Consider the following 11,254-nt stretch of genomic DNA (forward strand, 5'->3'; position numbering starts at 1 on the left):
CGCCCTCACACCCATCAACGATGCCTCCGCGCCCCGTCCTGCAGGAGGCTCAGATGCATCGTGACGAGGCGCTCGAGCGCTACACGCTCGAAGCTCAGAGCTGGGAGCTCGACCGCGCACGTCGCGCCCAAGGCTCAGCCAAGACCGCCTGGGTCGTGGCCGCGGCCGCCACGGCCGTCGCGGTATTCGCCGTGGCCGCCGTCGCCGGACTCACGCCCCTCAAGCAGCCGGTGCCGGTGGTCATTCGCGTGGACAGCAGCAGCGGCATCGTCGACATCGTGCCGGCCTATGAAGGCACCACCGACATTCAAGAGGTCGTGACGCGTAACCTGCTGCAGAACTACGTCATTGCGCGCGAGCGCTACTTCTATGCGACCGCCGAAGCCGACTACGAACTGGTCGCCTCCCAGAACTCGCCTCTCCTGAACCAGGCCTGGGCGGCGTCGTGGGCCGCCAACAATCCACTCTCGCCGCTCAACACCTTCAAGGACGGCACGGCCATTCGCGCGCAGGTGCGTGCTGTGACCTTCCTCAAGCTGGAAAGCGGCAAGGAGAAGCTCGCACAAGTTCGCTTCAGCCGCTACGCCCGAGCCGGTGGCACAGGCGATGAGCAGACGACCCATTGGGTGGCGACGATCGAGTTCGCTTACGTGCCGCCATCGAAGGATGACAAATGGCGCTCGCTCAATCCCCTGGGGTTCAGGGTGGTCGAGTATCGGCGCGAGCCCGAAGTCGCACCGACCGTCGCCGTCCCCCTCTCCCCCGCAAAGCAGGCGCGCTGATGAACCATCGTCTTGCATCTTTCCGCCAGCCCGCGATCGTGCTGGTGCTGGTCCTTGGCTGGCTGTGCACCACCCACACGGCGGTGCGCGCCGCAACGATCCCGGCCGAGGGGCACGTCGATGCGCGCGTGCGCACAATCGACTACGACCCGGAAGACGTCATCAGCCTGCATGGCTATGTGGGCTACCAGATTCACCTGCAGTTCGCCGAAGGCGAGACCTTCGTGAACCTGGGCTCCGGCGACAACGGCTCCTTCGACGTAGGTGCGCAGCGCAACCACCTCTTCCTCAAGCCGAAGGAAGCGCAGGCCAATACGAACCTCACGATCCTCACCGACCGTCGCACCTATCACTTCGACTACATCGTCTCAGCCCGGGCGCCCGCCGGGGCCGCGGCTCGACGGATGATCTACTCGATCCGGTTCAACTATCCGGCCGACACGCTGCGCGCTGCCGAAGAGGCGAGAAAGCGCGCTGAGATGGAGGCGAAGCTCACCCGCACGGCAGCCACGCGCAACTGGGACTACTGGTTCTGCGGAAGTGAGTCGCTCAAGCCGACCCGCGCCTTCGACGACGGCCACCACATCCGCCTTCGGTTCGCCGACCAGGCTGAACTGCCGGCCATGTTCGTTCAGAACGACGACGGCACGGAGTCATTGCTGAACTTCAACATCGACGCCGACGAGATCGTGATCCATCGCCTCGCGCGTCTCCTCGTGCTGCGCCGGGGTCAGCTCGTGGGGTGCGTGGTCAACAAGGCATTCGCAAGCGGCGCGCGCACGCCCGACGCGACGGTGGCGCCCGATGTGCAACGCGCAACCGTGGGAGAGCAACCATGAGCGATGCACCGAATCCGGAACTCAACCCACCGGCGAATCCATCCGCCGACAACGAAGCGCCCGACGGGCGCCGCCGCGCGGGCGCGGTCGATCCAGGCACTGGCGAGCTTTATTCCGTTCCCCGCGGTCCGGAGCGCCCTGATGCCTCCCACACCGGGCGCGGCCATGCGATCGACGGGGAGCGGACCATTCCCTCGGTGAATCGGGAGCGCACGATCCAGTCGAGGATCAGCAGCTTTGTGGCCATCGGCACCATGCTGCTGCTGGGTGCCGGTTTCCTGTTTTGGTACTACAGCACCCAGTACGCCAAAGGTCGCGAGGCGCGGTTGGCCGCACAGAAGGCCTCGGCGGCCCGCGCCGGCGGCGAAACCAAGGTGCCGCCGCTGGGCCGGATCGATCCGCCGCCGACGCCACCACAGGCCCCCGCACCGCCACCCAGCGCCTCACCGGCCGCAGCAGCCGCGACGCCGCAGGGCGGACCACCGCCAAAGACGCCAGCCCAGCTTGCGCTCGAGCGCAAGCTCGGAACGCCCGTGATGCGGCACGCGCCGTCGCCTGACGCAGCCGCAGCAACGGCCGCTTTCGCCGGCGGCCCCGCCGGGCCGGCGGCAAGCAGCGTACCCAACATGGCGCAGATCCTGGGTGCCTTGCAGCCGCCACCCTCCAGCCCCTCCAGCCCTCCCGGCCTCGAAGGCAGTCTCCGACCGACGCGCACCCCCGCCGTTACAGCACAGGTCCTGCCGACGCGCCGCTTTCTTCTGCCCAAGGGCGCATTCATCGATTGCACCTTGGAGACCGCGATCGATTCGACCTACGAAGGTCTCACCACCTGCATCGGTGCCAGCGACATCTACAGTGCCGACGGCAAGGTAGTGCTGCTCGAGCGCGGCACGAAGTACGTGGGTGAGCAGCGCGGCTCGCCCCGCCAGGGACAGGGCCGTGTTTTCGTGCTTTGGAGCGAGGCGAGAACGCCCACCGGGGTGGTCGTCCAGCTGGCATCGCCGGGCACCGACGAGATGGGGCGCAACGGCTTGCCGGGTTTCGTGGACACCCACTTCTGGGAGCGTTTCGGCGCGGCGATGCTGCTGTCGGTCATCGACGGCACGATGCAGGCACTGACGGCACGGCAGCAAGGCGGCGCGGGCCTGACCAACCGCGGTGCGCTGGTGATCGGTCCCCAAGGCAGCCGGGACATCCTGACCGAGGTACTGCGTAGCACCATTGCGATCCCTCCAACCGTGATCAAGAACCAAGGCGAACGCATCCAGATCCTGGTGGCCCGGGACGTGGACTTCCGCGATGTCTATGCCCTACGCGTCGCGCCAGCCCAACCCTGAGGGAGCGGAAGCTTCAAGCGTGGCGACGGGAGCCACGCCAACGCCGCCCTCCTCGCTGGCGCTGTTCCTCGACCCGCTGATGCCGCTGCTCGAGGACACCGAGGTCACGGAGATCTGCATCAACGAACCGGGAAGCGCCTTTGTGGAACGGCAGACGGGATGGACGCGCGAGATCCTTGCGTTCGCGAGCTTCGACTGGTGCATGTCGATCGCCAAGCTCGTTGCCAACTTCACGAAGCAGCGCGTCTCGGCCCAAGAACCGTTGTTGTCGGCCACCTTGCCTGGTGGCGAACGCATACAGATCGTGCTGCCGCCGGCGACCTCCGAGCAGACCGTCTCGATCACGATTCGTCGTCCCTCCAGTGCACTGTGGTCGCTCGATCAACTTGAATCGATGGGCGTTTTTGAACCGACACGCTACAACGAAGCGGCATTGAAGGCAGCATTGGAGGCGGGCTCGGCGGGCCTCGAAGACTGCGAGCTTGCGGGCCTGCTTCGCGAACGCAGGTTCGGAGACTTCCTGCGCCGCGCGGTTCAACTGCGCCGCAACATCTTGCTGTCGGGCGCCACCGGCTCAGGCAAGACCACGCTGAGCAAGGCGTTGATTCTCGAAGTGCCCCCCGAGGACCGGCTGATCACCATCGAAGACGTCAGGGAGCTGTCCCTTCGCAACCAGCCCAATCACGTGCGTCTCTTCTACTCCCAGGGTGCTCAGGGACAGGCGATCGTGACGCCTGGGCAGCTCTTGGCTGGCGCCAAGCGCCAGCGTCCCGACCGCATCTTCCTGTCCGAACTGCGAACCGGCGATGAAGTCTATGACTATCTCGTCTCCGTGAACACAGGCCATCCGGGCTCGATCACCAGCGTCCATGCCGACAGTGCCCGGATGGCCTTCGTGGCACTCGCTCAGTTGATGAAGCGCAGCGCCGCAGGCCACGGCATGACCACGCGTGAAGGCGTGGAGCTTTCTCAGCTGAGCGTGGACATCGTCATCCAATGCGCACGTGTGCGGCAGCGACGCATCGTGCAGGAGATCTGGCATGACCCCAGCACCAAGCGTCGAACCTTGGCCTAGTGCTTTCAGGATCGCGGGCGCGTTGCTCATTGCCGCCGTGGTCGGTCTGTGGGCGGCCGGCTACGCCTTCTTGATGCTCATGAAGCTGCCGCCCCAGAGCGCCACGCTGTCGACGATCGTTGACTATTGGCTTGTCTACGGTGATCGACCCGATGTTCGTCGATCGCTGCTGGCCGCTTTGGTGGGAGCACAAGGGATCACGCTCGGTGGCGTGGCCATCGCGATGGTCCCACGCCGACGCGCGCTGCATGGCGAGGCCCGATTCGCCACGCATCGCGAGATCCGAAAGGCCGGGCTGCTTGCAGACAACGGCATCGTTCTCGGCCGCCTGGGCACGCGCTACCTCGTGCTCGCGGGTCAACAAGGCGCCGAGGTCGAAGCACCACCTCGCAGCGGCAAGGGCGTGGGCGTGGTGGTGCCCAACCTGCTGAACTGGCCCGGCTCCACCATCGTGAGCGACGTGAAAGGAGAGAACTTCATGCGCACAGCGGGTTTCCGGTTTTCCAAGGGCCAGGAAGTGCACCTGTTCGATCCCCTGTCCGAGCAGGAGCGCTCCTCGCGCTGGAATCCGCTGGGCTATGTATCGCAAACGCCTTACCGCTGCATCGACGACCTGCAGCGCATCGGAACGATGCTGTTCCCGGATCCCCTGGCGGGCGATCCCTTCTGGACCTCGTCCGCGCGATCACTGTTCCTTGGGATCGCGCTGTACCTGTTCGAGACACCCGGGGCGACACGCACCTTGGGTGAAGTCCTGCGCCAGGGCATGGCGAGCGACGCGGAGGGCTTCCAGAAACACTGGAAGCGCGTCATCGAATCGTGCGAGCGCGCCGGCTACCCGCTGTCGCAGGAGGCTGTGCGCAGTCTCTACGACGTCATCGACCTCGCGCCAACGACCGCCTCGAGCATCCGCAAGACCTTCACGAGTCGGCTTGATCTGTGGCTCAACCCCATGATCGACGCGGCCACTTCGGCCAACGACTTCGATCTTCGCGACCTGCGCAAGCGTCCGATCTCGATCTATGTGCAGATCAACCCAGACAACATCGCGCGTCTGCAGCCCTTGCTCAACCTCTTCTTCCAGCAGGCCATCGGTTTGCAGACGCGTGAACTGCCCGAGAGCAACCCGGCCCTGAAGCACCAGCTGCTGCTCATGCTCGACGAGTTCCCCGCGCTCGGGCGCATTCCGGTGATCGCGGAATCCACGGCGTTCCTGCCCGGCTACAACGTGCGCACCGTGGTGATCGTCCAGTCCAACTCGCAGCTGATCGAGAAGTACGGCGTGGAGGGTGCCAAATCGATTCGCAAGATGCTCGCCGCGCGCATCGTTTTTCCGCCGAAAGAGTATGAAGATGCCGAGGCCATCTCGCGCGAACTCGGCACCTACACGGTCCGCCAAAAGAGCGTCAGTCGGCCGATATGGGGCGGCTCAGGCACATCGGGCAGCGTCAGCATCAGCGAACAGCCGCGCCGGCTGCTGCTGCCCCAGGAAGTCAAGGAGCTCGACCCGGCGCGCATGATCCTTTTCTACGAAGGACTCAGGCCCGTCCTCGCTCACCGCATCATCTACTTCAAGGACAAATCCTTTGCTCGGCGGGAAATCGCCCCGCCCGAAGTCCCGAAGCTTGTGATGGCCGCGCCTGCGCCACCGGCAGGAGCGAGCGCTGCGACTTCGACGACACCCGCCACGAGCACGGGCCATGCGTTGGCGAAGGATGAGCTGCAGATAGCCCATGCCGTGCTCGACGGCAGTTTGGATCTGAAGGACTTCTCTTTCGACTTCGACGACGTCGACATCCCCACCGAATCACTCAGTGAGGCGGAGATGAAATGCCGCACCGACGAGTTCATGGCCCGCCTGCTGGTCTGAGCGGTCCGGTCCAACCAAAGCCATCGCATGCACTCCACATCCAACGTCGACCTACTCGACGGGCAGCCGCCAGGGGCCGCGCCTTCGCCGCCATCGGGGTCCGATCCACAGGGGACCGTCAGCACGAGGCGTCCACTCGGGCGTCACGCGCCGGTGCGCGGCGTGTTGCTGGAGGCCGCCGCGGCGCCCTATCAATTCGATCCGGCAGCGCGAAGCTCGTTTTACGTGACCCTGCGCACGGAGGTTGGAGAACGCAGGCTTTGGGGCGCCGACCTGGAAGCGGCTCTCCAGCGAGCGGCATCCCAGCCGCGCATCGGAGACGAGGTCGTCGTCTTGCCCCTGGGCACGAAACCCGCCCGGCTTCGAGTTCCCGCCCAGGATGGCCATGCAGACGCTGTCGGCGAAGAGCGGGTGCTTGCGCAGCGGCGCCACTGGCGTATAGAGACGCAAGACCATATGCACATGCTCGCGCAAGAGGCCCAGCAGCTGCGGGCCGATCGAACGCCGTCGCCAGGGACGATGCAGCGCGACCCCCGTCTGACATACGCCATGGCCGGACTGCGACTGGCCGCGCAGTATGCCCAGCGCCTCACTGCCGATCCGCGCTCTCAGCAGCAGTTGCTCGCGTCCATTCGCCATCGCATCGCCAACGCGCTCGCCGATGGATTGGACATCCATCTCCCGGACAGGCGGGTGGCGATGGCGCGAGCGCCCATCCTGCCAGGACCGGGACGCGCCGCCGAGTGGGACAGACATGCCCATGAGCGGCCGTGAATTCGCAAGGCAGAGGCGCGCCTCCTCGGGCTGGCCCTGCAGGCTCACCCCGTACATTGCCTGATGACCATGCGTCGTGATGCTCGCATCAAGACCTCGACGCCCACGACACGTGGGGACGGCACCTGCGAAGCGGCGGCCAGCGGCCGCTGGCACATGGCGGACGGATCGCTCGAGGCGCTCAAGTGGCTCGCGCTGGCGTTGATGGTGGGGGACCACTTCAACAAGTACCTTCTGGGCGAGCAGGTCGCCACGCTCTACCTGCTCGGTCGCATGGCGATGCCGCTCTTTGGCTTTGCGCTCATGTACAACCTCGCGCGCCCTCGCGTGGAGGCCGCGAGTGTTCATCGACGTGTAGTGAAGCGGCTTGCGGCCTCAGGTGTGCTCGCGACGCCTGCGTTCGTGCTGCTTGTCGGATGGTGGCCACTGAACATCATGGCGACGTTGCTCGTCGCGACCCTGATCGCCTGGCTGCTGGAGCTCCGGACCGTTGGCCATCGATGTCTGGCACTGGTCACCTTTGTGGTTGGTGGCACGGTGGTTGAATTCTGGTGGCCGGGACTGCTGTGCTGCCTGGGCGCGCGCTCCTTCATTCGCCGCCCGAGCTTCAGGACCGCAACTGCATGGCTGCTTGCGACCGCGTCCCTATGGCTCGTCAACGGCAACTTCGCTGCCCTCGCCGCGCTGCCCTTGATCTGGGGGTTCAGCCGCATCCATGTCCCCCTTGAACGGTGTCGATGGGTCTTCTATGCCTTCTACCCCACACACCTGCTCGTCCTTGCCCTTGTGCTGCACCTCGCCGGCATCCCGCACGGTGCTTTGAATCCATAGCGGTGTCGATCGCGCGCACAGCGCGGCGCACAAGTGTCGTCGCTGCACACATGACAAAGGCAGGCACCACGCACCCCGTACGCTCGCACGCAGACGTGCTTTCAGAGGGGAATCGGGACGTGACTCGCACTGCGCACGAGCGCGGCGACCGGGGCACGACGTTTGCAGAACGAGTGACTCTCAACACCACCTGGAGCCTCGAACATGCAAGAACGTCCATGGGACAAGTTTCTCACCACGCGCGACAAGGAGGTCTTCGCCACCTCCGGTTTCGGCGCCAGGGGCGGCTTCGGCAAGCGGCCGGCGCTGCTGGTCATCGACGTGAGCTATGCCTTCTGCGATGAGAAGCCGGTGCCGATCCTCGAATCGATTCGCAACTGGCACACCTCCTGCGGCGAGGATGCCTGGCTCGCGATCCCGCACATCCGCGCCCTGATCGACAAGAGCCGCGAACGCGGCGTGCCGGTGATCTACACCACCGGCGTGCGCCGCGCCGACAGCTGGGATGGCGGCAGCTGGCGCTGGAAGGATGCGCGCCTGAGCGACGACGGCGAGCAGATCGCGAAGTCCTCGCGCGGCGCGAACGAGATCGTCGCCGAGATCGCGCCGGGGCCGCGCGACCTCGTGGTCCTCAAGCAGAAGCCCTCGGGCTTCTTCGGCACCAACCTCGCGAGCTATCTCACCTTGCTGGGCTGCGACAGCGTGATCGTGACGGGCACCACCACCTCGGGCTGCGTGCGCGCGACGGTGATCGATGCCTTCAGCCTCAACTACCGCGTGGCGGTGGCGGAGGACGGCTGCTTCGACCGCGCGCAGGCCAGCCACGCGATCAACCTGTGCGACATGCACGCGAAATACGCGGACGTGGTGAAGACGGCGGAGCTGCTCGACTACCTCGGCACCTTGCCCGCTGGCCAGTTCGAACTGCCCGACGGGCAGCCCGCGATGGCCTGATGGTTCCGGGTGTCCGTCTGTACGCGCTCGCGACAGCCGAGGCGCCCGATCTGTCTGCGCGGCAGACAGACCCGGCGGCCACCGGGCGCCGCGCGGCGTCGGTTCCGCTGGCACGGAACCTGCCCCTTGGCATCACCACCCGCCCCGCGAGACACGGCCGCCGAGCCGATGCCAGCGGGGTCGCATCGAATCGTAGAGGAGCACATATGAGATCGAGAACTCGCGCTTTCGCGTCGCGGCTGCTGGCCGCATCCCTGTTCGCGGCGGGCCTGCTGCCGCTGTCGGCGCTGGCCGAGAAGGTCCTGCGCGTCGGCATGACCGTGGCCGACATCCCGTTGACCACCGGGCAGCCAAGTCAGGGCACCGAGGGGCTGCGCTTCATGGGCGGCACGGTCTACGACTCGCTCGTGAGCTGGGACCTGTCGAGCGCGGACAAGACCGCGGTGCTGCGGCCCGGGCTGGCCGAGAGCTGGTCGGTCTCGGCCACCGACAAGACGCTGTGGACCTTCAAGCTGCGCCGCGGCGTGAAGTTCCACGACGGTTCCGAGTTCAACGCCGACGCGGTGGTCTGGAACCTCGAGAAGCTGATGAAGCGCGACGCGCCGCAGTTCGACCAGGCCCAGTCGACCCAGGGCTCGCAGTACTACAGCGCGATCAGCGGCTGGGCCAAGGTCGACGACCACACCGTGCAGATCCGTACCGCCAAGCCCGATGCGGTGCTGCCCTACAACCTGGTCAACATTTTCTTCTCGAGCCCGAAGCGCTGGGCCGAGGTGGGCAAGGACTGGAACAAGTTCGCAGCCCAGCCCTCGGGCACCGGCCCGTGGATCCTGCAGAAGCTGGTGCCGCGCGAGCGCGCCGAGCTGGTCCGCAACGCGCAGTACTGGGACGCGGCGCGGGTGCCGAAGTCCGACCGCCTGGTGCTGCTGCCGATGCCCGATCCGAACACGCGCGTGGCCGCGCTGCTGTCGCGCCAGGTCGACTGGGTGGAAGCGCCGCCGCCCGACGCGGTGCCGCGACTGCGGCAGGCCGGCATGCAGATCGTGACCAACAAGTACCCGCACGTCTGGGCCTACCAGATCAGCCTGCTCGACGACTCGCCGCTGAAGGACGTGCGCGTGCGCAAGGCCGCCAACCTCGCGATCGACCGCGAGGGCATGGCGAAGCTGCTGGGCGGGCTTGCGCTGCCGGCCAAGGGCATGGTCACGCCGGGCCATCCATGGTTCGGCAATCCGGCCTTCGACATCAAGTACGACCCGGCCGCCGCCACCAGGCTGCTGGCCGAGGCGGGCTACAGCAAGAGCAACCCGGCGCGCATCAAGATCGTGATCGCGCCCTCGGGCTCGGGCCAGATGCAGCCGCTGTCGATGAACGAGCTGATCAAGGAGAACTACAAGCAGGTCGGCATCGACCTCGAGTTCGAGGTGATGGACTGGGAGGCGCTGCGCGCGCGCCGCCGCGCCGGCGCCTGGGCGCCCGAGAACAAGGGCCGCCATGGTGTCAACAACAGCTGGGGCTTCTGGGACCCGGACATCGCGCTGATCAAGACCGCGGCCTCGTTCGAGCCGGTGCCCACGGGCTACAACTGGGGCCGCTTCAACGACCCGAAGGCCGACGAGTTGGTGACGCGCGCGCGCACCACCTTCGATCCCAGGGAGCAGGACCGCATCCTGGCCGAACTGCATGCACGCATCGTCGACCAGGCCATGTGGATCTGGGTCGTGCACGACGTGAACCCGCGCGCGCTGTCGCCGCGCGTCAAGGGCTTCGTGCAGGCACAGAGCTGGATCCAGGACCTGACGCCGGTCGTGGTGGACTGAGCGCCAAGCACCGCCATGTTCGTCTACTTCCTGCGCCGCCTGCTTTACACCGTGCCGATCGCGATCGGCGTGTCGCTGTTCTGTTTCGCGCTGATCCACCTGGCACCGGGCGATCCGCTGAGCGCGGTGCTGCCCGAGAGCGCCAGTCCGCAACTGGTGGCCGAGGTGCGCGCCGCCTACGGCTTCGATCGCTCGCTGCCCGAGCAATACCTGAAGTGGCTGGGCCACGTGCTCACCGGCGACTTCGGCCAGTCGACGGTGACGCGCCGCCCGGTGCTCGACGAGGTGGCGCCCGCGGTGGTCAACACCTTCGCGCTCGCCGCGGCCGCCACGCTGCTGGGCATGTCGGCGGGCCTGCTGCTCGGGCTGGTGGCGGGTTTTCGCAGCGGCAGCACGCTCGACCGCGCGGTGACCACCGTGGCGGTCACCGGCGTGAGCATTCCGCACTACTGGCTCGGCATGGTGCTGGTGGTGGTGTTCTCGGTCAACCTGGGCCTGCTGCCCGCGATGGGCATGGGCTCGCAGGGCGCCGACACCACTTTCTCGCTGAGCGCCGACAGCCTGCGCGCGCTGGTGCTGCCCGCGATCGCGATGGCGGTGATCCCGGCCGGCATCGTGGCGCGCACGGTGCGCAGCACGGTCGCCGAGGTGCGCAAGCGCGAGTTCGTGCAGACGCTCCATGCCAAGGGGCTGCCACCCTTCGGCGTGTTCGTGCACATCGTGAAGAACGCGGCGCCCACGGTGCTGGCCATCGCCGGCCTGCAGCTCGCGCAGCTGCTCGGCGGCTCGATCCTGGTGGAGACGGTGTTCTCGTGGCCGGGCACCGGCTTCCTGCTGAACACCGCCATCTTCACGCGCGACCTGCCGGTGCTGCAGGGAACCATCCTCGTGCTGTCGATGTTCTTCGTTTTCATCAACCTCGCCGTGGACCTGGTCCAGACGATGTTCGATCCGCGCATCAAGCGCAGCTGA

10 protein-coding genes are annotated in these 11,254 nt (G+C 66.6%); 9 read left to right on the forward strand and 1 reads right to left on the reverse strand.

Annotation, left to right across the window (positions count from 1 at the left end):
• The first annotated feature begins 53 nt into the window (after window positions 1-53).
• From R0232_RS42000 to R0232_RS42020, 5 genes are read left to right on the forward strand one after another with little or no spacing between them, the layout of a single operon-like run.
• Complete coding sequence (locus R0232_RS42000; RefSeq protein ID WP_203208215.1) at window positions 54-782, forward strand: virB8 family protein; 729 nt, start codon at window positions 54-56, stop codon at window positions 780-782.
• On the forward strand, window positions 782-1,621 hold the full coding sequence (locus R0232_RS42005; RefSeq protein ID WP_431513293.1) for a TrbG/VirB9 family P-type conjugative transfer protein: 840 nt from the start codon (window positions 782-784) through the stop codon (window positions 1,619-1,621). Before R0232_RS42000 ends, R0232_RS42005 begins: the two co-directional genes overlap by 1 nt.
• Window positions 1,618-2,958, forward strand: coding sequence for a type IV secretion system protein VirB10 (virB10, locus tag R0232_RS42010; RefSeq protein WP_431513294.1), 1,341 nt, complete (start codon window positions 1,618-1,620; stop codon window positions 2,956-2,958). The genes R0232_RS42005 and virB10 overlap by 4 nt, the downstream gene beginning before the upstream one ends.
• Window positions 2,921-4,033 carry a P-type DNA transfer ATPase VirB11 gene (gene virB11, locus R0232_RS42015; protein WP_431513295.1) on the forward strand — a complete coding sequence of 371 codons (1,113 nt, stop codon included), beginning with the start codon at window positions 2,921-2,923 and terminating at the stop codon, window positions 4,031-4,033. The genes virB10 and virB11 overlap by 38 nt, the downstream gene beginning before the upstream one ends.
• Window positions 3,999-5,903: a type IV secretory system conjugative DNA transfer family protein gene (locus R0232_RS42020; RefSeq protein WP_431513296.1), complete on the forward strand. Its 1,905-nt coding sequence runs from the start codon at window positions 3,999-4,001 to the stop codon at window positions 5,901-5,903. Before virB11 ends, R0232_RS42020 begins: the two co-directional genes overlap by 35 nt.
• 51 nt (window positions 5,904-5,954) lie before the next feature.
• Here R0232_RS42020 and R0232_RS42025 read toward each other — a convergent pair whose 3' ends face one another.
• Complete coding sequence (locus R0232_RS42025; RefSeq protein WP_431513297.1) at window positions 5,955-6,581, reverse strand: hypothetical protein; 627 nt, start codon at window positions 6,579-6,581, stop codon at window positions 5,955-5,957.
• 159 nt (window positions 6,582-6,740) lie between these two features.
• On the opposite strand from R0232_RS42025, the gene R0232_RS42030 reads away from it, so the two are divergent.
• The 4 genes from R0232_RS42030 (at window position 6,741) to R0232_RS42045 (ending at window position 11,254) form a co-directional block, all read left to right on the forward strand.
• Complete coding sequence (locus tag R0232_RS42030) at window positions 6,741-7,508, forward strand: TraX family protein (RefSeq protein WP_431513298.1); 768 nt, start codon at window positions 6,741-6,743, stop codon at window positions 7,506-7,508.
• Window positions 7,509-7,712: 204 nt separating this feature from the next.
• The gene (locus R0232_RS42035; RefSeq protein ID WP_431513299.1) at window positions 7,713-8,462 is read left to right on the forward strand and encodes an isochorismatase family protein; all 750 of its coding nucleotides are present in this window, start codon (window positions 7,713-7,715) and stop codon (window positions 8,460-8,462) included.
• Between the two features lie 206 nt (window positions 8,463-8,668).
• Window positions 8,669-10,282 carry an ABC transporter substrate-binding protein gene (locus R0232_RS42040; protein WP_431513300.1) on the forward strand — a complete coding sequence of 538 codons (1,614 nt, stop codon included), beginning with the start codon at window positions 8,669-8,671 and terminating at the stop codon, window positions 10,280-10,282.
• Window positions 10,283-10,297: 15 nt separating this feature from the next.
• Window positions 10,298-11,254 carry an ABC transporter permease gene (locus R0232_RS42045; protein WP_398494243.1) on the forward strand — a complete coding sequence of 319 codons (957 nt, stop codon included), beginning with the start codon at window positions 10,298-10,300 and terminating at the stop codon, window positions 11,252-11,254.

It is taken from the genome of Variovorax sp. DAIF25, from assembly GCF_050711835.1.
In the GTDB taxonomy this organism is placed as follows: domain Bacteria; phylum Pseudomonadota; class Gammaproteobacteria; order Burkholderiales; family Burkholderiaceae_C; genus Variovorax.

Excerpts from the sequence above, each read along its gene's own strand:
- R0232_RS42000 (WP_203208215.1), top strand. The coding sequence starts at position 54 with ATGCATCGTGACGAGGCGCTCGAGCGCTACACGCTCGAAGCTCAGAGC.
- R0232_RS42005 (WP_431513293.1), top strand. The coding sequence starts at position 782 with ATGAACCATCGTCTTGCATCTTTCCGCCAGCCCGCGATCGTGCTGGTG.
- virB10 (WP_431513294.1), top strand. The coding sequence starts at position 1,618 with ATGAGCGATGCACCGAATCCGGAACTCAACCCACCGGCGAATCCATCC.
- virB11 (WP_431513295.1), top strand. The coding sequence starts at position 2,921 with ATGTCTATGCCCTACGCGTCGCGCCAGCCCAACCCTGAGGGAGCGGAA.
- R0232_RS42020 (WP_431513296.1), top strand. The coding sequence starts at position 3,999 with ATGACCCCAGCACCAAGCGTCGAACCTTGGCCTAGTGCTTTCAGGATC.
- R0232_RS42025 (WP_431513297.1), bottom strand. The coding sequence starts at position 6,581 with ATGGATGTCCAATCCATCGGCGAGCGCGTTGGCGATGCGATGGCGAAT.
- R0232_RS42030 (WP_431513298.1), top strand. The coding sequence starts at position 6,741 with ATGACCATGCGTCGTGATGCTCGCATCAAGACCTCGACGCCCACGACA.
- R0232_RS42035 (WP_431513299.1), top strand. The coding sequence starts at position 7,713 with ATGCAAGAACGTCCATGGGACAAGTTTCTCACCACGCGCGACAAGGAG.
- R0232_RS42040 (WP_431513300.1), top strand. The coding sequence starts at position 8,669 with ATGAGATCGAGAACTCGCGCTTTCGCGTCGCGGCTGCTGGCCGCATCC.
- R0232_RS42045 (WP_398494243.1), top strand. The coding sequence starts at position 10,298 with ATGTTCGTCTACTTCCTGCGCCGCCTGCTTTACACCGTGCCGATCGCG.